Origin of the sequence: Kitasatospora sp. NPDC058184 (genome assembly GCF_042883725.1) — a bacterium.
Lineage (GTDB): Bacteria > Actinomycetota > Actinomycetes > Streptomycetales > Streptomycetaceae > Kitasatospora.
This window is the reverse complement of record NZ_JBHVVE010000032.1, coordinates 7,059-31,190: the sequence shown is the minus strand read 5'-3', so window position 1 is coordinate 31,190 and position 24,132 is coordinate 7,059. Positions and strand designations below refer to the sequence as shown.

Genomic DNA, 24,132 nt, shown 5'->3' with positions numbered 1-24,132 from the left:
TCCGCTCGCCGACAGCGTGATGCCACCGACCAGGCCGCTCCGCTCGCCGACAGCGTGATGCCACCGACCAGGCCGCTCCGCTCGCCGACAGCGTGATGCCACCCACCAGGCCGCTCCGCCCGCCGACAGCGTGACGCCACCGCAGTCGGCGCGTCCTGCGCGCCTGCCCGCCCACACTCTTCCGGAGGTCTTCCCATGTCCCGTCGCGACGGCGACGTCCTTCCCCTGACCGGGGCCCAGCGCGAGATCTGGCTCGCCGAACAACGCTCCCGCACACCGATCCCCGGCTACCGCGTCGGCGAGTGCCTGGAGATCCACGGGCCGGTGGACCCGGAGCTGTTCGAGACGGCGCTGCGCCGGGTGGTCGACGAGGTCGACGCCCTGCACGTGACCTTCGTCGACGACGGCGAGGGCCCGCGCCAGGTCCTCCGCGAGACCTGGGACTGGGCACCGGCCCACCTGGACCTCAGCGGGGAGCCCGAACCCCGTGCGGCGGCCCTGGAGTGGATGGAGCGGGACCTGCTGCGCCCGCTGGACCTCGCGCGCGACCCGCTGTTCGGCCACGCGCTGGTCAGGCTGTCGCCGACCGAGTACCTCTGGTACCTGAACTACCACCACGTGGTGCTGGACGCGATCAGCAGCTCGATGGTCCGCGGGCGGGTCGGCGAGGTGTACTCGGCGCTGGCCGACGGCGGCCCGGTGCCGCCGTCCCCGTTCGGCCCGCTGCGGGACCTGGTCGACAGCGACGCCGCCTACCGCGCGTCGGCGGACTTCACCGCCGACCGCGACTACTGGACGGAACGATTCGCCGACCGGCCGGAACCGACCCGGCTGACCCGCACGGCCCCGACCGACCCGGACCGCGCGCTGCGGCTGGCCGAGGAGCGGGAACTGCGGCGCCCGGACGCGCTGCGCGCCGCGGCGGCGAGGACCGGCGTCCGCTGGTCCCGCCTGGTGGTCGCGGCGGCGGCGCTCTACGCGCACCGGCTGACCGGAACGCGGGACGTGGTGCTCGCCCTCCCCGTCACGGCCCGGCGGTCCGCCGACCGCGACCTGACGGCGGTGCCCGGCACGATGTCCAACGTGGTGCCCCTGCGGCTGACCGTACGACCGGACATGCCGTGGGGCGACCTCGTCGCCCAGGCGGCGCGGGAGGTCGAGGCGGCCGTCGCGCACGAGCGGTACCGCAGCGAGGACCTGCTGCGGGACCTCGGGGCCCCCGGCAGCATCGGGACGGCGTTCCCGCTGATCGTCAACATCATGGCGTTCAACTCCCGGCCGACCTTCGCCGGGCACCCCGCCTCCGTGCACCACTTCGTGTCGGGATCGACCAGCGACCTGGCCGTCTGGGTGTTCGACTACCGGGACGGCAACCCGCCGCTGCTCAGGCTGCACGGCTCGCCCGAGGCGTACGGCGCGGACGATCTCGCCGCCCACCAGCGGCGGCTGATCGCCCTGCTCGACGCCGTCGCGGACTGCGACCCGGACGAGCCGCTGAGCCGGATCGACCTGCTCACCGCCGAGGAGCACCGCGAGGTGGCCGCCCTCGGTACCGGGCCGACGGCGGAACTCCCGGCCGAGACCCTGCCGGAGCTGTTCCGCAAGCACGCGCGGGCCACGCCGGACGCCGTCGCGGTGGTGGGGCCGGAAGCGTCGCTGACGTACGCGGAGCTGGACGCGCGGGCGAACCGGCTGGCGCACGCCCTGATCGCCCGGGGCGCCGGGCCGGAGCGGTTAGTGGCGGTGGCACTGCCGAGGTCGGCCGAACTGGTCGTGGCGATCCTCGCGGTGCTGAAGACCGGCGCGGCCTACGTCCCGGTCGATCCCGAGTACCCCGCCGCCCGGATCGCCCACCTGCTCGACGACGCCGGCCCGGCCCTGGTGGTGACCGACACCCTCAGCGCGGCGCGGCTGCCGGGGGAGGGCTCCGTCGACCGGCTGGTGCTCGACGACCCGGAGACGGCCGACCTGGTGAACGGCCTGCCGGCGGCCGACCCGATGGCGGCCGTCGACCCGGGCCACCCGGCGTACGTCATCCACACCTCCGGCTCCACCGGCCGGCCCAAGGGCGTGGCGCCGACCCACGGCGGCCTGCTCAACCTGCTCACCGACCTCCGGCAGGTCCACCTCCCGCCGGTGACGGGCGACCGGCCGCGGCGGCGGGTGGCCCTGACCACGTCGGTGTCCTTCGACGCCTCGTGGAACCAGCTGCTCGCCCTGTTCGCGGGCCACGAGCTGCACGTCCTGGACCACGAGACCTGGACCGATCCCGACGCCTTCGTCGGCTACGCGGCGCGCCACGGGCTGGACTACGTCGAAGCCACCCCGTCCTACCTCCAGGTCCTGGTCGCCCACGGGCTCCTGGCCGACGGGAACCGGCGCCCGGCGGTGGTCGCGGCCGGCGGCGAGGCCGTCCCGGAGCGGCTGTGGGCGGACCTGCGGGCGGCGGACGGGGTGTCCTGCCTCAACCTCTACGGACCGTCCGAGTGCACCGTCAACCCGGTGGTCGCCTCCGTGGGGTCGAGCCCGTTCCCGGTCATCGGCCGGCCCGCCACCAACGTCCGGCTCCACGTGCTCGACGGCGCCCTGCGGCCGCTGCCGGCCGGCACGCCCGGCGAGCTGTACATCGCCGGGCCCGGCCTGGCCCGCGGCTACCTGAACCGGCCGGGCCTCACCGCCGGGCGGTTCGTCGCCGATCCGTACGGTCCGGCCGGCTCGCGCATGTACCGCACCGGCGACCTGGTGCGCTGGAACGCCGAGGGGCAGCTGGAGTTCCTCGGGCGCACCGACGACCAGGTCAAGGTCCGCGGCTTCCGGGTGGAGCTCGGCGAGGTCGAGGCCGTGCTCGCCGAGCACCCGCTGGTCGCCGGGGCCGCCGCCGTGGTGCGCACCGAGGACGAGCCCCGGCTGGTCGCCTACGCCGTCGCCGAGCCCGGCGCCACGGTCACCGACACCGCCCTGCGCGAACACCTCCGGGAGCGGCTGCCCAAGCACATGGTGCCCTCGGCCTTCGTGCTGCTGGACGCCCTGCCCCTGACGCCGAACGGCAAGCTCGACCGGCGGGCCCTCCCCGCGCCCGACCGGCAGCCCGCGGACCGGGGCCGGGCCCCGCGCACCGCGACCGAGCAGCTGCTCGCCGGGCTGTTCGCCGAGGTGCTCGGCGTGCCGGAGGCCGGCGCCGACGACGACTTCTTCGACCTCGGCGGGCACTCCCTGCTGGCCACCCGGCTGGTCGCCCGGGCCCGGTCGGTGCTGGGCGTGGAGCTGGGGCTGCGCGACCTGTTCGACGCGCCGACGGTGGCGGGACTGGCCGCGGCGGTGGACGTCGCGGGCCGGGCCCGCCCGGCGCTCGGGCGGCGCGAGCGGCCCGCGGCCGTCCCGCTGTCCTTCGCGCAGCGCCGGCTGTGGTTCCTGCACCGCATGGAGGGCCCGAGCGCCACGTACAACATCCCGCTGGCGCTGCGGCTCGGCGGAACCCTCGACCAGCGGGCCCTGGACGCCGCCCTGGCGGACCTGGTCGAGCGGCACGAGAGCCTGCGCACCGTCTTCCCGGTGGTCGACGGCGTGCCGTGCCAGCGGGTGCTGGAGGCCGACGAGGCCCGGCCGGGGCTGCGGGTCACCGAGGCCGGCGGGCGCGAGCTGCCGGACCTGCTGGGAGAGGCGGCGCGGTACGGCTTCGAGCTCGCCGAGGAGCCGCCGCTGCGCGCCGAGCTGTTCCGGCTCGGCGCCGAGGAGCACGTGCTGCTGCTGGTCGTGCACCACATCGCCGGTGACGGCTGGTCGGCGGGGCCGCTCCTGCGGGACCTGCGGACCGCCTACGCGGCCCGTACCGGGGGCGCGAAGCCGCAGTGGTCGCCGCTGCCCGTCCAGTACGCCGACTACGCCCTCTGGCAGCGGGAGCTGCTCGGTGACGGCGCCGACCCGGACAGCCTGCTCAGCGGCCAGCTCGCCTACTGGCGGGAGCGGTTGGCGGACCTGCCCGAGCAGGTGGAGCTGCCCTTCGACCGGTCCCGTCCGGCGGTGATGTCCTACCGGGGCGCCCACCTGCCGGTGCGGATCGACGCCGAGCTGCACCAGGGCCTGCGCGACCTCGCCCGCGACGGCGGCGCCAGCCTCTTCATGGTGCTCCAGGCCGGGCTGGCCGCCCTGCTCGGCAAGCTCGGCGCGGGCAGCGACGTCCCGATCGGCACCCCGATCGCCGGCCGCACCGACGAGGCCCTGGACGACCTGGTCGGCTTCTTCGTCAACACCCTGGTGCTGCGCACCGACCTGTCCGGAGACCCGTCCTTCACCGAGCTGCTGGGCCGGGTGCGCTCCGACGCGCTGGCCGCGTACGCCCACCAGGACGTGCCGTTCGAGCACCTGGTGGAGGCGCTGAACCCGACCCGGACCCTGGCGCACCACCCGCTGTTCCAGACCATGCTCGCCCTGCAGAACGCGCCGCTCGACACCGTCGACCTGCCCGGGCTGCGGGTGACGACCGACCTGGTGCACACCGGGACGGCCAAGTGCGACCTGACCTTCATCCTGGCCGAGCAGCCCGAGGGCCTCTCGGGCGTCCTGGAGTACAGCACCGACCTGTTCGACGAGGCCACCGCGGCGGGCATCGTCGACCGGTGGCTGCGGCTGCTGCGCGCCGTCGTCGCCGACCCGGGCCGACGGATCGGCCGGGTGGACGTGCTGTCCGCCGAGGAGCTCCGCGCGCTGCTCCCGGCCCGTACCGAGGAGGAGGACGCGCCGGAAGGCAGTCTGACCGCGCTCTTCGAGCGGCAGGTCCGGATCGACCCGGCCGCCGTCGCCCTCGCGGATGGTGAAGCAACCTTCTCCTACGGCGAGTTGAATGCCAGGGCCAACCGGCTCGCGCACGCGCTGATCGAGCGGGGCGTGGGCCCGGAGCGGCTGGTGGCCCTGGCCCTGCCGCGCTCGGCGGACCTGGTCGTGGCCGTCCTCGCGGTGCTCAAGGCCGGCGGCGCCTACGTGCCGGTGGACCCGACGTATCCGGCGGCCCGGATCTCCTACCTGCTCCAGGACACCCGGCCCGCGCTGCTCGTCACGACGAGCGCTGTCGGCGAGCTGCCGGGGGCGGACCACCTGGACCGGCTGCTGCTGGACTCCGCCGACCTGGACGGGCGGCCGGACACCGACCCGGGGGTCGCCGTCGACCCCGGCCACGCCGCCTACGTCATCCACACCTCCGGCTCCACCGGCAACCCCAAGGGCGTCGTGGTCCCGCACCGCAACGTGGTGCGCCTGTTCCGGACGACGGAGGAGCTGTTCGGCTTCACCGCCGAGGACGTCTGGACGCTCTTCCACTCCTACGCCTTCGACTTCTCCGTCTGGGAGCTGTGGGGCCCGCTGCTGCACGGCGGCCGCCTCGTGGTCGTGGACCACGAGACCAGCCGCTCGCCCGGCCGGTTCCTGGAGCTCCTCGCCCGCGAGCGGGTGACCGTCCTCAACCAGACGCCGTCCGCCTTCTACCAGCTGATGCAGGCGGACGCCGAGCAGCCGCGTGAACTCGCCCTGCGCACCGTGGTGTTCGGCGGCGAGGCGCTGGAGCACGCCCGGCTCGCGAGCTGGTACGAGCGGCACCCGGAGGACGCGCCGCGGCTGGTCAACATGTACGGCATCACCGAGACCACCGTGCACGTCACCCACGCCGCGCTCGACCGGTCCGGCACCGGCGCCGGCGGGATCGGCGCGGCCCTCCCGGACCTGCGGACGTACGTGCTCGACGACGGCCTGCGGCCGGTGGCCCCGGGCGTGCCCGGCGAGCTGTACGTCGCGGGCCCCGGCCTGGCGCGCGGCTACCTGAACCGGCCCGGCCTCACCGCCGGACGGTTCGTCGCGGACCCGTTCGGACCGGCCGGATCGCGGATGTACCGCAGCGGTGACGTGGTGCGCCGGGCCGCCGACGGCGGCCTGAGCTATGTCGGCCGGGCCGACCAGCAGGTGAAGGTGCGCGGCTTCCGGATCGAACTCGGCGAGATCGAGGCGGCGCTGGCCGCGCACCCCGGCGTCGCCCAGGTCGCCGTCCTCGCCCGGCAGGACCGCGCCGACGACACCCGGCTGGTCGCCTACCTGGTGCCGGCCCCGGGCGCCGAACCGCGCCCGGCCGAGCTGCGCGAGCACCTCGCCGAGCGGCTGCCGGAGCACATGGTGCCCTCGGCGTTCGTCGCGCTGGACGCGCTGCCGCTGACCGCCAACGGCAAGCTGGACCACCGGGCCCTGCCCGCCCCCGACCTCGCCCCGGCGGCCTCCGGCCGTGCCCCGCGCACCCCGCAGGAGCAGGTGCTCTGCGAGCTGTTCGCCGAGGTCCTGGGCGTGGCGTCGGCCGGCGTCGAGGACGGCTTCTTCGACCTCGGCGGGCACTCCCTGCTCGCCACCCGCCTGGCTGCCCGGATCCGCGCGACGCTCGGCGTGGAGATGCCGCTGCGCACCCTGTTCGAGGCGCCGACCCCGGCCGCCCTGGCCGCCGCCCTGGTGGCGGCCGGACCGGCGCAGACCGCCCTGGTGCGGCGCGAGCGCCCCGAGGCGGTCCCGCTGTCCTTCGCGCAGCGGCGGCTCTGGTTCCTGCACCAGCTGGAGGGCGCCGGCGCGAACTACCACATCGCGCTGGCCTGGCGGCTGTCCGGGGAGCTGGACCGGCGGGCCCTGGAGGCCGCCCTCGCGGACGTGGTCGGACGGCACGAGAGCCTGCGGACCGTCTTCCCGGCCGTCGACGGCGTCCCGCACCAGCGGGTGCTGGACGTCGTGGCGGCCCGCCCGCGGCTGCTCGTGAGCCGAGCCACGGAGGCCGGGCTGCCCACCCTGATGGCGGCGGCGAAGGACCGGCCGTTCGACCTGGCGGCCGACGCGCCGCTGCGGGTCGAGCTGTTCGAACTGGCGGCGGACGAGCACGTGTTCCAGCTGGTGCTCCACCACATCGCGGGTGACGGCTGGTCGCTGGGCCCGCTCACGCAGGACCTGACCGCCGCCTACGCGGCGCGCTGCCGCGGCGGGGCACCGCGGTGGGAGGGCCTGCCGGTCCAGTACGCCGACTACACCCTGTGGCAGCACGAGCTGCTCGGCGACTCCACCGACCCGGACAGCCCGTTCGCCCGCCAGGCGGCCTACTGGACAGGGCAGTTGGCCGGCCTCCCGGAGCGGATCCAGCTGCCCGCCGACCGGCCCCGCCCGGCCGTCGCCTCGCACCGGGGCGGCTTCGTGCACGCCGGACTGGACGCCGAACTGCACCGTGCGCTGCGCGCGCTCGCCCGCGAGCACGGCACCAGTCTCTTCATGGTCCTCCAGGCCGGCCTGGCGGCGCTGCTGAGCAAGCTCGGCGCGGGCGACGACATCCCGGTCGGCAGCCCGGTCGCCGGCCGGACCGACCAGGCGCTGGACGAGTTGGTCGGCTACTTCGTCAACACCCTGGTCTTCCGCACCGACACCTCGGGCGATCCGACCTTCGCCGAACTGCTGGACCGGGTCCGGGACACCTCGCTGGCCGGGTACGCCCACCAGGACCTGCCGTTCGAGCACCTGGTCGAGGCCCTCAACCCGGTGCGCTCGCTGGCGCACCACCCGCTGTTCCAGGTCATGCTGGTGCTGCAGAACGCGCCCCGGGCCGACTTCGCGCCGCCCGGGCTGAACGTCGACGACATGCCGTTGACGACGACCACCGCCAAGCTCGACCTGATCTTCACCCTGTCCGAGCGGCAGGCGCCGGACGGTTCCCCGGAGGGGATCGACGGGCTCGTCGAGTACGCCGGCGACCTCTACGACCCGGCCACCGTCGAGACGATGTTCGGGCGCCTGGAGCGGCTGCTCCGCGCCGTGGTCGCCGACCCGCGGCGGCGGCTCAGCCGGTACGGCCTGCTCTCCGCCGAGGAGCACGGCGACCTGGCGGCCCTGGGCACCGGACCGGAGGTGGAGCTCCCGGCCGCGAGCGTGCCGGAGCTGTTCCGGGCGCAGGTGCGGGCGACGCCGGACCAGGTGGCGCTGGTGAGCGGGGACGTCTCGCTGACGTACGAGGAGCTGGACGCGCGGGCGAACCGGCTGGCGCACGCCCTGATCGCCCGGGGCGCCGGGCCGGAGCGGCTGGTGGCGGTCGCCCTGCCGAGGTCGGCCGAACTGGTCGTGGCGATCCTCGCCGTGCTGCGGACCGGGGCGGCCTATGTCCCGGTCGATCCCGAGTACCCGGCCGCGCGGATAGGGCACATGCTGGACGACGCAGGCCCGGTCCTGGTGGTGACCGACGCCCGGACCCGGGACGGGCTGCCGGAGGCCGGTCCGGCCGGGTGGCTGGTGCTCGACGACCCGGCGACGGCCGCCCTGGTGGCCGACTGCCCGGCGACGGACCCGCTGGTCGCCATCGACCCGGGGCACCCGGCCTACGTGATCTACACCTCCGGTTCCACCGGCAGGCCCAAGGGCGTGCTGTCGACCCACGGCGGCCTGCTCAACCTCTTCGTCAGCCAGCGTCCGCTGCTGTTCCCCCGGGGGACGAAGGAGCGGCTGCGCATCGGGCTGACCACCTCGGTGTCCTTCGACGCCTCCTGCGACCAGCTGTCCAGCCTGTACGCGGGCCACGAACTGCACGTCCTGGACGAGGCGACCTGGTCCGACCCGGACGCCTTCGTCGACTACGTCAGGCGCGCCGGGCTGGACTACGTCAACGCCACCCCGTCCTACCTGCACGAGCTCGTCGCCCGGGGACTCCTGGACGACCCGGAGCGCCGTCCCTCGGTGGTCTCGATGGGCGGGGAGGCCGTTCCGGACCGACTGTGGGAGCGGCTGCGGGCCGTCGAGGGCGTGTCCTGCCTGAACTACTACGGGCCGTCCGAATGCACGGTGGACGCCGTCGTCGCACCGCTGGGATCGAGTCCGCGCCCGGTGATCGGCCGGCCGCTCGGGGGCCTCCGGCTGTACGTTCTCGACAGCACGCTGCGCCCGGTGCCCGCGGGCGTGGCGGGCGAGCTGTACCTCGCCGGGGCGGGCCTGGCCCGCGGCTACCTGAACCGGCCGGGCCTCACCGCCGGACGCTTCGTGGCGGACCCGTTCGGTCCGACCGGCACGCGCATGTACCGCACCGGCGACCTGGTCCGCTGGGGCGCCGACCGGAACATGGAGTTCCTCGGCCGGACCGACGACCAGGTGAAGGTGCGCGGCTTCCGGATCGAACTCGGCGAGGTCGAGGCGGCGTTGGCGGAGCACCCGCAGGTCGCCCAGGTCGCCGTGACGGTCCGGGAGGACCGGGCCGGGGACGCGCGGCTGGTCGCCTACCCGGTGCCCGTCACCGGGGCGGAACTCCGGCCGGAGGAGCTGCGGGCGCACCTGCGCGAGCGACTGCCGGAGTACATGGTCCCGACCGCCTTCGTCGCCCTGGAGAGCCTGCCGCTGACCGCCACCGGCAAGCTGGACCGGCGCGCGCTGCCCGCACCCGTCCACACCGCGCCGACGACCGGCCGCGCACCGCGCACCCCGCAGGAGCAGGTCCTCGCGGAGCTGTTCGCCGAGATGCTGGGCGTGGCCGAGGTCGGGGCCGACGACGACTTCTTCGACCTCGGCGGGCACTCCCTGCTCGCCACCCGGCTGGTCGCCCGGGCGCGGGCCGCCCTCGGGGTGGAACTGGAGCTGCGCGCCCTCTTCGAGACGCCGACGGTGGCCGGGCTGGCCGCCGGCCTCGGCGGGGCCGGCCGGGCCCGGCTCGCCTTGGAGCGGGCGGAGCGGCCCGCGCTGGTGCCGCTGTCGTCCGCCCAGCGGAGGCTGTGGTTCCTGCGCCAGCTGGAGGGCGCCGACTCCGTCTACAACATGCCGCTCGCGTGGCGGCTCTCGGGACCGCTGGACCTGGCGGCCCTGGAGGCGGCGCTGGGCGACGTCAGTGCCCGGCACGAGACCCTGCGCACCGTCTTCCCGGCCGTGGACGGGGTTCCCCACCAGCAGGTGCTGCCCGCCGGAGCGGCACGCCCGACGCTGTCGGTCACCCCGGTCGACGAACCGGCCCTGCCGGAACGGCTGGCGGCGGCAGCGGCGCGCGGATTCGACCTCGCGGCCGAACCGCCGCTGCGCGCCGAGGTGTTCGAGCTCTCGGCGGAGGAGCACGTGCTGCTCCTGGTGATGCACCACATCGCCGGTGACGGCTGGTCGCTGGGCCCGCTGGCGGCCGACCTGGCCACCGCGTACGCCGCCCGCCGCCGGGGCGAGGAGCCGCGGTGGGCGCCGCTGCCCGTGCAGTATGCCGACTACACGCTCTGGCAGCGCGACCTGCTCGGCGACGCGGCGGACCCGGACAGCCTGTTCGCCCGCCAGGCGGACCACTGGACGCGGACACTGGCCGGCCTGCCGGAGCAGCTCCGGCTCCCCGCCGACCGCCACCGCCCCGCGACCCCCTCCTACGCCGGCGGACACCTCGACGTCGAACTGGACGCCGAACTGCACGCCGGACTGGTCCGGCTGGGCCGGGAGCACGGCGCCAGCGTCTACATGGTGCTGCAGGCCGCCCTGGCCTCGCTGCTGGACAAGCTCGGCGCGGGCACCGACATCCCGGTCGGCAGCCTGATCGCCGGCCGGACCGACCAGGCGCTGGACGACCTCGTCGGCTTCTTCGTCAACACCCTGGTGCTGCGCACCGACACCTCGGGCGACCCGACCTTCGCCGAGCTGCTGGCCCGGGTCCGGGAGGGCGCGCTCGGCGCGTACGCCCACCAGGACCTGCCCTTCGAGCACGTCGTCGAGGCCCTCAACCCGGCCCGGTCGCTCGCCCGCCAGCCGCTCTTCCAGGTGCTGCTCGCGCTGCAGAACGTGCCCCGCATCGAGTTCGCGCTGGACGGTCTGGACTCCGAGATCCTCCTGGTGCGCACGCCTACCGCGATGTTCGACCTCGGCTTCCACCTGCTGGAGCACGGCGGCACCGGCGGGCCGGCCGAGGGCATCGCCGGGCGGGTCGAGTACAGCACCGACCTGTTCGACCACGCCACGGTGGAGACGCTGCTCGCCCGGTGGCTGCGGCTGCTGGCGGCGGTGGTCGCCGAGCCGGACCGGCCGCTGAGCCGGATCGACGTCCTCACCGCCGAGGAGCGGCACGAGCTGCTGGTCGCGTGCAACGACACCGCCCGCCCGGTGCCCGTCGAGAGCCTGCCCGCGCTGTTCGAGGCGCGGGTCCGGGCGACCCCGGAGGCCCCGGCCGTGGTGTTCGAGTCCACCGTGCTGACGTACGGCGAGCTGAACGCCCGGGCCAATCGGCTGGCGCACGCGCTGATCGCGCGGGGCGTCGGGCCGGAGCAGACCGTCGCCCTGCGGCTGCCGCGCTCGGCCGAGCTGGTGGTCGCCGTCCTCGCCGTGCTCAAGACGGGCGCGGCGTACCTGCCGGTCGACCCGGACTACCCGGCCGCCCGCATCGCGTACATGCTGGAGGACGCCCGGCCGGCCGTCGTGCTCGACGACCTCGCGGCCGTCACACCGGACGGGGACCACCCGGAGACCGACCCCGTCGTCACCGTGGACGCACGGCACCCGGCCTACGTCATCTACACCTCGGGCTCCACCGGCCGGCCCAAGGCCGTGGTGATGCCCGCCGCCGGGCTGCTGAACCTGCTGGAGTGGCACCACGAGGCCGTCGGCGGCGAACCCGGCACACGCACCGCGCAGTTCACCGCGATCAGCTTCGACGTCTCGGTGCAGGAGGTGCTCTCCGCGCTGCTGTACGGCAAGACCCTGGTGGTGCCGACGGAGGAACAGCGCCGCAGCGCCGAGCTGTTCGCCCACTGGCTGGACCGGCACGGGGTCGAGGAGCTGTTCGCGCCCAACCTGGTGGTCGAGGCGCTCGCCGAGGCCGCCGAGGAGGCCGGGCTGGAGCTGCCGCACCTGCGGCTGGTCGCCCAGGCCGGTGAGGCGATGCGCCTGAGCGGTGCGGTGCGCCGCTTCCAGGGCCGTCGGCCCGGCCGGGTGCTGCACAACCACTACGGCCCCGCCGAGACCCATGTGATCACCGCCTACCCGCTGCCGGCCGACCCGGCGGACTGCCCGCTGCCGGTGCCGATCGGCCGTCCGATCGCCAACTGCCGCGTCTACGTGCTGGATTCGGCCCTGCGCCCGGTCTCTCCCGGGGTGCTGGGCGAGCTGTACCTGGCCGGGGCGGGCCTGGCCCGCGGCTACCTGAACCGGCCCGGGCTCACCGCCGGGCGCTTCGTCGCCGACCCGTACGGTCCGGCGGGCAGCCGGATGTACCGCACCGGCGACCTAGTGCGCTGGCGGGCCGACGGGGAGCTGGAGTTCGCCGGCCGGGTCGACCACCAGGTGAAGGTGCGCGGCTTCCGGGTCGAACCGGGCGAGATCGAGGCCGAGCTGACCGCCCACCCGGGCGTCGCCCAGGTCGCGGTGCTCGCCCGGGAGGACCGGATCGTCGCGTACGTCGTCCCGTCGGCCGGGAGCGGGGCGACCGCGGCGGCGCTGACGGCGTACCTGCGCGGCCGGGTGCCGGACTACCTGGTGCCCTCCGCGTTCATGCTGCTCGACGCGCTGCCGCTGACGCCGAACGGAAAGCTGGACCGGGCGGCGCTGCCCGCGCCCGAGGCCACGGCCAGGGAGACGGGCCGGGCGCCGCGCACGCCGCAGGAGCAGATCCTGTGCGAGCTGTTCGCCGAGGTGCTGGGCCTGGCCCGGGTCGGGGTCGACGAGGACTTCTTCGCGCTGGGCGGGCACTCCCTGCTCGCCACCCGGCTGGTGTCCCGGGTCCGGGCGACCCTCGGGGTCGAGCTGGAGCTGCGCAGCCTGTTCCGGACCCCGACACCCGCCGGGCTGGCCGCCGGGCTGCACGACGCCGGCACCGCGCGGCAGGCCCTGGTGCCCAGGCCGCGCCGGGAGGAACCGCTGCCGCTGTCCTTCGCCCAGCGCCGGCTCTGGTTCCTCCAGCAGTTCGGGGCGCCCAGCGCCACGTACCACATGCCGCTGGCCCTGCGGCTCTCCGGCCGCCTCGACCGGGCCGCGCTGAGCGCCGCGCTCGCCGACGTGGTGGCCCGGCACGAGACGCTGCGCACGGTGTTCCCGCAGACCGCCGGAATCCCGTTCCAGCGCGTGCTGGACAGCACCGAGGCCGCCGTCCCGCTGACCGTCCGCGCGGCCGGCGAGGCGGAGGTGCCCGCGCTGCTGCGCGAGGCCGCGGTGCGCGGCTTCGACCTGACCTCGGAAGTGCCGCTGCGGGCCGAGCTGTTCGCGGTCGCGCCGGACGAGCACGTGCTGCTGCTGGTGATGCACCACATCGTCGGGGACGGCTGGTCCATGGGCCCGCTGGCCCGCGACCTGGCCACCGCCTACACCACCCGCCAGGGCGGCGGGGCGCCGGACTGGCCGCCGCTGCCGGTGACGTACGGCGACTACACCCTGTGGCAGCACGAGATCCTCGGCGACGAGCACGACGCCGACAGCCTGTTCGCACGCCAGGTCGCCTACTGGAAGGAGGCGCTGGCCGGGCTGCCCGAGCAGCTCCCACTGCCCGCGGACCGGCCGCGCCCGGCCGCCATGTCGTACGGCGGCGACCTGCTGGACGTCCGGATCGACGCCGAACTGCACGCGGCACTCGTGGAGTTGGCGCGACGCTCGGGTGCGACCCTGTTCATGGTGCTGCAGGCCGCGCTGGCGGCGCTGTACACGCGGCTCGGCGCGGGCACGGACATCCCGATCGGCTCGCCGATCGCGGGCCGGACCGACGAGGCGCTCGACGAGCTGGTCGGGTTCTTCATCAACACCCTGGTGCTGCGGACGGACACCAGCGGCGATCCGAGCTTCACCGAACTGCTCGGCCGGGTCCGGGAGACGGCGCTGTCGGCGTACGCGCACCAGGACGTGCCGTTCGAGCACCTGGTGGAGGCGCTGAACCCGTCCCGGTCGCTCTCCCACCACCCGCTGTACCAGACCGGGCTGGTCGTCCAGAACGCGCCGGGCGGCGACTTCGAGCTGCCGGGCGTCCGGGTCTCCGGGGTGAACGTCCTCACCGGGACCGCGCGGCTCGACCTGACCTTCGGGTTCGCGGAGGAGCACGGGCCCGACGGCGCGCCAGCCGGGCTCAGCGGTGCGGTGGAGTACAGCACCGACCTGTTCGACCGCTCGACGGTCGAGGCCCTGGTCGCCCGCTGGACCCGCCTGCTGACCGCGGTCGCTGCCGCACCCGAGCAGCCGATCGGCTCGGTCGACCTGCTGTCGGCCGAGGAGCGGCACGAGCTGCTGCCCGCCGTCGACGGCGGGGCGGCCGGGGCGAGCCTGCCGGAGCTGTTCGCGGCACGGGTGGCGGCGGCGCCGGACGCGGTCGCGCTGGTCTGCGGCGAGGCCGAGCTGACGTACCGGGAGCTGAACGCCCGGGCGAACCGGTTCGCTCACGCGCTGATCGCCCGGGGCGTGGGCCCGGAGCAGCTGGTGGCGGTGGCCCTGCCGCGCTCGGTGGAGTCGGTGGTGGCGGTCCTCGGTGTGCTGAAGGCCGGAGCGGCGTACCTGCCGGTGGACCCGGCGTACCCGCGGGCGCGGATCGACTTCATGCTGGCGGACGCCCGGCCGGTGCTGGTGGTCGACGACCCCGCCACGGTGGCTGAGGGCGACGGGCCGGAGAGCGACCCGGAGGTCGTTCTCGACGTCCGGCACCCGGCCTACGTGATCTACACCTCGGGTTCGACCGGGCGCCCCAAGGGCGTCGTGGTCAGCCACGGCGGTGTGGCGGGCCTGGCAGCGGCGCAGGTCGAGCGCCTCGGCGTCGGGCCGGGCAGTCGGGTGCTGCAGTTCGCCTCGCCCAGCTTCGACGCGTCGTTCTGGGACGTCTGCAGCGCCCTGCTCAGCGGCGCCGCCCTCGTCCTGGCCTCGGCCGAGGCCCCGCTGGAGTCGCTGACGGACCGCCGGCTCGGCGTCACCCATGTGACCCTGCCGCCTTCGGCCCTGGCGGCCGTGGACGGTGCCGAGGTCACGGCCGGCACCCTGGTGGTGGCGGGGGAGGCGTGCCCGCCGGAGCTGGTGGCGCGGTGGGCGCCGGGGCGGCGGATGATCAACGCGTACGGCCCGACCGAGACCACGGTCTGCGCGACGATGAGCGACCCGCTGGCGCCGGGAGCGGGTGCGCCGCCGATCGGCCGTGCGGTCGCGGGCTTCCGGGTCTACGTGCTGGACGACCGGTTGCGCCTGGTGCCGCCGGGTGTGCAGGGGGAGTTGTACGTCGCCGGTGCGGGTCTGGCCCGGGGTTACCTGGACCGGCCGGGGCTGACGGCCGGGCGGTTCGTGGCCTGCCCGTTCGAGCCGGGGGAGCGGATGTACCGCACCGGAGACCTGGTGCTTCGGCGCGCCGACGGGGAGTTGGAGTACGTCGGCCGCGCCGACGACCAGGTGAAGGTGCGCGGCTTCCGGATCGAACTCGGCGAGATCGAGGCGGCCCTGGCCGGGCACCCCGCCGTCGCGCAGTCGGCGGTCCTGGCCCGGGACGAGCGCCTCGTCGGCTACGTGGTTCCGAGGCCCGGCGTTTCGGCCCGTCCGGCGGAGCTGGCGGCGCACCTGCGCGAGCGCCTGCCGGACTACCTGGTGCCGTCCGCGTTCGTGCTGCTGGAGGCGCTGCCGCTGACGCCGAACGGGAAGCTGGACCGGGCGGCGCTGCCCGCGCCCGAGTCCGTGGCCACGGCGGCGGGCCGGGCGCCGCGCACTCCGCAGGAGCAGATCCTCTGCGAGCTGTTCGCCGAGGTGCTGGGCCGGCCGCAGGTCGGGGTCGACGAGGACTTCTTCGACCTCGGCGGGCACTCCCTGCTCGCCACCCGGCTGGCCGCCAGGGTGCGCTCGGTGCTCGGCGTGGAGCTGGGACTGCGCGCGCTGTTCCAGACGTCCACGGTGGCGGGTCTGGCCGGGGCGCTGGCCGAGGCGGGCAGTGCACGCCCGACGCTGGCCGTACGGGAGCGGCCGCAGGCCGTGCCGCTGTCCTTCGCCCAGCGCCGGCTCTGGTTCCTGCACCGGATGGACGGCGCGGCCGCGACCTACCACATCCCGCTGGCCCTCCAGCTGACCGGGACGCTCGACCGGGCGGCGCTGGACGAGGCGCTGGCCGACGTGGCGGCCCGGCACGAGAGCCTGCGGACGGTCTTCCCGGAGGTGGCCGGCGTCCCGTGCCAGCGGGTCCTGGACCCGGCCGAGGCCCGGCCCCGGGCCGGGCTGACCGAGGTCCCGCAGGACGAACTGCACGGCCGGCTCGCCGAGTTCGCCCGGCGGCCCTTCGACCTGGCGGCGGAGCCGCCGCTGCGGGCGGAGCTGTTCGCGGTCGCGCCGGACGAGCACGTGCTGCTGCTGGTGATGCACCACATCGCCGGTGACGGCTGGTCCATCGGCCCGCTGGCCCGCGACCTCGCCGAGGCGTACGCCGCCCGGAGCGCGGGCCGCGCGCCCGGTTGGTCGGAGCTGCCGGTGCAGTACGCCGACTACACGCTCTGGCAGCGCGACCTGCTCGGCGACGCCGCCGACCCGCAGAGCCGGTTCGCCGAGCAGCTCGACTACTGGAAGCGCCAGCTGTCCGACCTCCCGGAGCTGCTCCAGCTGCCCGCCGACCGGCCGCGGCCGGCCGTCGCCGGCTGGCACGGGGACCACGTCGGCCTGGAGCTGAGCCCCGAACTGCACGCCGCGCTGACCGAGTTGGCGCGGACCACCGGCACCAGTCTGTTCATGGTGCTGCAGGCGGCGCTGGCGGCGCTGTACACGCGGCTTGGCGCGGGCACGGACATCCCGATCGGTTCGCCGATCGCGGGCCGGACCGACGAGGCGCTGGACGAGCTGGTCGGGTTCTTCGTGAACACCCTGGTGCTGCGGACGGACACCAGTGGTGATCCGAGCTTCACCGAACTGCTCGGCCGGGTCCGGGAGGCGGCGCTGTCGGCGTACGCCCACCAGGACGTGCCGTTCGAGCACCTGGTGGAGGTGCTGAACCCGTCCCGGTCGCTGTCGCACCACCCGCTGTTCCAGACCATCCTGGCCGTGCAGAACGCCCCGATGGGCCGGTTCTCGCTGCCGGGCCTGGAGGTGGCCACCTACGCGGTGGCCACCGGAACGGCCAAGTTCGACCTCGGGGTGAGCCTCGTCGAGCAGTTCGGTCCGGACGGGAGCCCGGCCGGGATCGTCGGCGCGGCGGAGTACGCCACCGACCTGTTCGACCGCTCGACGGTCGAGGCCCTGGTACGGCGCTGGACGCTCCTGCTGGAGGCCGTCACCGCCGACCCGGACCGGTCGATCGGCGCGGTCGACCTCCTCGACGGCGAGGAGCGGCACCGGCTGCTGGAGCGGGGCAACGCGACGGCCCGTGAGGTGGCCGCCGTACCGGTGCCGGAGGCGTTCGCGGCGCAGGTGTCGGCGACGCCGGACGCGGTCGCCCTCGTTCGGGGCGACATCGAGCTGACGTACCGTCAATTGAACGCCCGGGCCAACAGGTTCGCTCACGCGCTGATCGCCCAGGGGGTGGGGCCTGAGCAGCTGGTGGCGGTGGCCCTGCCGCGCTCGGTGGAAGCCGTGGTCGCCGTCCTGGGCGTCCTGAAGGCCGGGGCGGCGTACCTGCCGGTGGATCCGGCGTACCCGCGGGCGCGGATCGACTTCATGCTGGCGGACGCCCGCCCGGCGCTGCTGGTCGACGACCCCGCCATGGTGGCCGGGGGCGACGGGCCGGAGACCGACCCGGAGGTCGCTCTCGACGTCCGGCACCCGGCGTACGTGATCTACACCTCGGGTTCGACCGGTCGGCCCAAGGGCGTCGTGGTGAGCCACGCCGGGGTGGCGAGCCTGGTCGCGGCCCAGATCGAGCGGTTCGCGATCGAACCCGGCAGCAGGGTGCTGCAGTTCGCCTCGCCGAGCTTCGACGCGTCGGTGTCGGAGATCTACACCGCGCTGCTGCGCGGCGCGGCCCTGGTGCTGCCCCCGGCGGGGGACCCGGTCGCCGCGCTGGCCGACCCGGGCCTCGCGGTCACCCATGTGACCGTGCCGCCGTCCGTCCTGGCCGCCGTGCCGGAGGGTTCGGTGGCGGTGTCGACGCTGGTGGTGGCGGGGGAGGCGTGCCCGCCGGAGCTGGTGGCGCGCTGGGCGCCGGGCCGGCGGATGATCAACGCGTACGGTCCGACGGAGACCACGGTCTGCGCGACCATGAGCGACCCGCTGACGGCGGGGTCGGGTGTGCCGCCGATCGGCCGGCCGATCGCCAACGCCCGGGTGTACGTGCTGGACGACCGGCTGCGGCCGGTGCCGCCCGGTGTGCCCGGCGAGCTCTACGTTGCGGGCGCGGGTCTGGCCCGGGGTTACCTGGACCGGCCGGGCTTGACCGCCGGACGGTTCGTGGCCTGCCCGTTCGAGCCGGGCGCCCGGATGTACCGCACCGGCGACCTGGTCCGCTGGCTCGGTGACGAGCAGCTGGAATACGTCGGCCGCGCCGACGAGCAGGTGAAGGTGCGCGGCTTCCGGGTCGAGCCCGGCGAGGTCGAGGCGGCCCTGGCCGAGCACCCCGCCGTCGCCCGGGCCGCCGTCCTCGCCCAGGACGACCGCCTCGTCGGCTACGTCGTCCCCCGCCAGGAGGAGGCCCGCGACAGCGCCCTGGAAGCGGACCACGTGGGCGAGTGGCAGGACATCTACGACGCCCTGCCGATCGTTCCCGAGGACGCCGGCTTCGGCCAGAACTTCGTGGGCTGGAACAGCAGTTACGACGCCAGCCCGATCCCGGTCGAGCAGATGCGGGAGTGGCGGGACGCCACGGTGGCCCGCATCCTGGCCCTGCGCCCCCGCCGGGTGCTGGAGGTCGGCGTCGGCACCGGCCTGCTCCTGTCGCAGGTCGCACCGCACTGCGAGACGTACTTCGCGACCGACTTCTCCGCCACCGCGATCGACGCGCTGGCCGCCCAGGTGGCCGACCAGAAGGAGCTGGCCGACCGGGTCGTCCTGCAGACCCGCCCGGCGCACGACACCGACGGGCTCCCGGCCGGGGAGTTCGACACCATCGTGATCAACTCGGTGGTGCAGTACTTCCCGTCCGCCGACTACCTCGCCGACGTGATCGCGAAGTTGATGGGGCTGCTCGCCCCCGGCGGCGCGCTCTTCGTCGGCGACGTCCGCAACCTGCGGCTGCTCCGCCCGCTGGCCACCGCCGTCCAGCTCCACCGGGTCGCCGAGGCCGCGGACCTCACGTCGGTGCGTCGCACGGTGGAGCAGGCCCTGCGGGTGGAGAAGGAGCTGCTGGTCGACCCGGACTTCTTCACCGCCCTGCGGGAGCACGGCACGGACATCGGCACGGCGGCCGTGGAGGTCAAGCGCGGCCGCCACCACAACGAGCTGACCCGCTACCGCTACGACGTGACGCTGCACAAGCCGCCGGTCACCCCGGCGGCCCCGGAGCGGTCCGTCGAACTGGCCTGGGGCCGGCAGGTCGCCGGACCGGCCGAACTGCGCGAGCTGCTCGGCCAGTCGCCCCTCGGAGCGCTGCGGATCACCGGGGTGCCGAACCGCCGGGTGGCGCGGGAGGCCGCACTGGCCCGGGCGGTGCAGGACGGCGACGGCTCGCTCGCCGAGCTGCTGGAACGCCTGTACGCCCCGGAGGACGGCGGCCTCCCCGACCCGGAGGACTTCCATGCCCTCGGCTCGGAGTTCGGCCGCTCGACGGCCGTCACCTGGTCGGCCGCCGCGGCGGACGCCGTGGACGTCGTCTTCACCGACCCCCGGGCGCTCCACGGCTCCCCGGTCGAGGCGTACCGGCCGGCCCGGGCCACGGGTGCGCCGCTGTCCTCGCTGACCAACCGCCCGACCGGCAACCGGGGCACCAGCGCCCTCCTGGGCGAACTCCGCGACTGGCTGCGGGACCGGCTGCCCGACTACCTGGTCCCCTCGGCGTTCGTGGCGCTGGAGGCGCTGCCCCTGACGGCCAACGGCAAGCTCGACCGCCGTGCTCTGCCCGCCCCCGACCTCGGCCCGGTCGCGGTCGGACGGGCGCCGCGCACCCCGCAGGAGCAGCTCCTCGCCGAGCTGTTCGCCGAGGTGCTCGGCCTGGCACAGGTCGGCGTCGACGACGGCTTCTTCGACCTGGGCGGGCACTCCCTGCTGGCGACCCGCCTGGCCTCCCGGGTCCGGGCGACCCTCGGCGCGGAGCTGGAGGTCCGGACGCTGTTCGAGACCCCCACCGTGGCCGGGCTGGCCGCCCGCCTGGACGGCTCCGGAGCGGCTCGGCCCGCACTGACCGCCCAGGCCCGCCCCGACCGGGTGCCGCTCTCCTTCGCCCAGCGCCGTCTCTGGTTCCTGCACCGGATGGACGGGCCGAGCGCCACCTACAACATGCCGCTCGCGCTCAGCCTGACCGGCGAGCTGGACCGCCCGGCCCTGCACGCCGCGCTCGCGGACGTGGTGGCCCGGCACGAGAGCCTGCGGACGGTGTTCCGCGAGACGGACGGCGTGCCGTACCAGGTCGTGCTGAGCGCCGAGCAGGCGCGCCCCGCACTGCCGGTGGTGGAGATCGACGAGAGCGCCCTGGCCGGGCGCCTGGCGGAGACGGCCGGGTGCGGCTTCGACCTGGCCGCGGAGCCGCCGGTCCGGGCGGAGCTGTACGCGCTCGCCCCCGACCGGCACGCCCTGCTGGTCGTGGTGCACCACATCGCCGCCGACGGCTGGTCGATGGGCCCGCTCTCCGGTGACCTCGCCGCGGCCTACGCGGCCCGCTGCCGCGGTGAGGCCCCGCAGTGGTCCCCGCTGCCGGTGCAGTACGCCGACTACAGCGCCTGGCAGCGCGACCTGCTCGGCGACGCCGCCGACCCGGACAGTCTGTTCGCCCGGCAACTGGCCTACTGGAAGGAGGAGCTGGCCGGCGTCCCGCAGCAACTTCAGCTGCCCGCCGACCGGCCGCGGCCGCCGGTGGCCTCCCAGCGCGGCGACGGGGTCGCGGTCCGGCTCGACGCCGAACTGCACCAGGCCCTGCGGGACCTGGCCGCCGCGCGCGGCGCCAGCATGTTCATGGTGCTCCAGGCCGGACTCGCGGCCCTGCTCACCCGGCTCGGCGCCGGCACGGACATCCCGGTCGGCAGCCCGATCGCCGGCCGGACCGACCAGGCGCTGGACGAGCTGGTGGGGTTCTTCGTCAACACCCTGGTGCTGCGCACCGACACCGGCGGCGACCCGACCTTCGCCGAACTGCTCGGCCGGGTCCGGCAGAAGGCGCTCGGCGCGTACGACCACCAGGACGTGCCGTTCGAGTACCTGGTCGAGGTGGTCAACCCCGCGCGGTCGCTGGCCCACCACCCGCTGTTCCAGATCATGCTGGCCCTGCAGAACGCGCCGGTCGGCGAGTTCGCGCTGCCAGGGCTGGAGACCGGCCACCTGGCGGCGCCGACCGGCACCTCCCGGGTCGACCTGACCTTCAGCCTGGCCGAGCGGTTCGGCCCGGACGGCGCCCCCGACGGCCTGGTCGGCGCGGTGGAGTACGCCACCGACCTGTTCGACGCGCCCACCGTGGAGCTGCTGTTCGAGCGCCTGGCCCGGCTGCTGCGCGCGGCGGTCGCCGACCCGGACCGGCCGATCAGCCGGATCGACATCATGCCCGCCGAGGAGCGCTGCCGACTGCTCGCCGGGTCCACCGGCGTCGCGGCCGAGCTGCCGGAGGCCGCGGTGCCGGAGCTGTTCGCCCGCCAGGTGCGGGCCACCCCGGAGGCGGTCGCGGTCGTCGCGGGCGGCACCGAGCTGACCTACGCGCAGCTCGACCAGCGGGCCGCCCGCCTGGCGCGGGCGCTGATCCGCCAGGGCGTACGGCCGGAGACGCCGGTCGCGGTCATGCTGGACCGCTCGGCGGAGCTGGTCGTGGCGATCCTGGCGATCATCAAGGCTGGCGGCGCCTACGTGCCGCTCGACCCGCGCTTCCCCTCCTCCCGGGTCGACCTGATCCTGCGGGAGAGCGGGGCCGCCCTGGTGCTCACCCGGGAGGTGCTCACCGCACTGGAGCGGTCCGCGGCCGCCGATCCGTCCGACGTCGAAGTCCCCTGTGTGCCAGAGCAGTTGGCGTACATCATGTACACCTCCGGCTCGACCGGCCGGCCGAAGGGCGTGGCCGTCACCCACCGCGACGTGGTGGGCCTCGCGCTCACCCCCGAGTGGCGGGGCGGCGGACACGCGCGGGTGCTGATGCACTCCCCGACGGCCTTCGACCTCTCCACCTACGAGCTGTGGGTGCCGCTGCTCAACGGCGGCCGGGTCGTCGTGGCGCCGCCGGAGCAGCTCGACCTCGACCTGCTCCAGCACACCATCACCGCGCACGGGGTGACCGGACTGTGGCTCACGGCCGGACTGTTCCGCCTGGTCGCCGAGGAGCGCCCGGGCCTGCTCGCCGGGGTGCGCGAGGTGTGGACCGGCGGCGACGTGGTCTCCCCGGCCGCCGTCGCCCGGGTGCGGGAGGCCTGCCCCGGCATCGAGGTGGTCAACGGCTACGGGCCCACCGAGGCCACCACCCTGGCCACCCGGCACCCGGTGGACGACCTCCCCGAACACGCCGCGACCGTGCCGATCGGCCGGCCGATGGCGAACATGCGCGCCTACGTGCTCGACGAGCGGCTGCGCCCGGTGCCGACCGGCATGGTCGGCGAGCTGTACCTCGCGGGGACGGGCGTGGCCCGCGGCTACCTCGGACGGGCCGGCCTGACGGCGGAGCGCTTCACCGCCGACCCGTACGGGCCGTCCGGCAGCCGGATGTACCGCACCGGCGACCTCGCCTCCTGGCGGACCGACGGCACGCTGGACTTCGCCGGACGCGCCGACCACCAGGTCAAGCTGCGCGGCCTGCGGATCGAGCCCGGCGAGATCGAGGCCGTCCTGGCGGGCTGCCCGGGCGTCGCCCAGGCGGCCGTGGTCGCCCGCGAGGACCGGCCGGGGGACAAGCGGCTGGTCGCCTACCTGGTGCCCGCCCCGGAGGGGGCGCCCGAGGCGGGCGAGCTGTCCGGCCGGCTGCGCCGCGACCTGCCCGACTACATGGTGCCGGCGGCGTTCGTCTCCGTGGACGCGCTGCCGCTGACCGCCAACGGCAAGCTCGACCGGGCCGCCCTGCCGGCCCCCGAGTACGGGTCCTCGACCGCCGGGCGCGGCCCCCGGACGCCGCAGGAGCAGCTGCTGTGCGGCCTCGTCGCCGAGGTGCTCGGCCGGGAGCAGGTGGGCATCGACGACAACTTCTTCGACCTGGGCGGGCACTCGCTGCTGGCCGCCCGGCTGGCCTCCCGGGTCCGCGAGACCCTCGGCCTGGAGTTGGGCCTGCGGATGCTGTTCGAGGCGCCGACCGTGGCCGGTCTCACCGAGCGGCTGGTCATGGACAATCCCGAGGACGCGTTGGACGTGGTGCTGCCGCTGCGTTCGACCGGGACCGGGACGCCGCTGTTCTGCGTCCACCCCGGCGGCGGCATCAGCTGGTCGTACAGCGGCCTGCTGAACCACCTCGGCCCGCAGCACCCGGTCTACGCCATCCAGGCGCGCGGCCTCGGCCGGCCCGAACCCCTGCCGACGTCCTACGAGGAGATGGCGGCGGACTACGCCGACCAGATCCAGAAGATCCAGCCGGAGGGCCCGTACCTGCTCCTCGGCTGGTCCGCCGGCGGGCTGATCGCCCACGCGCTCGCCTGCGAGCTGCAGTCGCGCGGCGAACGGACCGCACTGCTGGCGATCCTCGACGCCTACCCGGTGAAGGAGGTGCGGTTCGAGGTGGCTCCGGTGCCCACCGTGCGGGACGTGCTCGTCGGCGTGCTCGACGTGGACCCGGACGAGCTGGGCGACCGGGAGATCACCTACGCCGAGGTCGCCGAGGTGCTGAACCGGCGGGGCAGCGCGCTGGCCGGCCTGACCGAGCGGCAGGTCGAGGTGATCGTCGAGATCATGATCAACAACTCGAAGCTGGCGGTCGACTTCGTCCCCGGCGGCTTCGACGGGGACCTGCTGCTGTTCAACTCCACGATCGACCGCGCCGAGGACAACGCCGGGCCCGAGACCTGGCGCCCCTACGTCACCGGCCGGATCGAGTCCCACGAGATCACCACCCGGCACGACCGGATGACCCAGGCCGGCTCGCTGGCCCAGATCGGACCGGTCCTGGCCGCCAGGATCACCGAGGCCGTCGGCGACACCGACGGCACCACCACCCTTTCCCACCAGGAGGACTGA

1 protein-coding gene is annotated in these 24,132 nt (G+C 75.2%); it reads left to right on the top strand.

Features of this window, described 5'->3' with window-relative positions; translation table 11 throughout:
• The first annotated feature begins 195 nt into the window (after positions 1-195).
• Positions 196-24,132, top strand: coding sequence for a non-ribosomal peptide synthase/polyketide synthase (locus ACFVXH_RS37440; protein WP_387830593.1), 23,937 nt, complete (start codon positions 196-198; stop codon positions 24,130-24,132).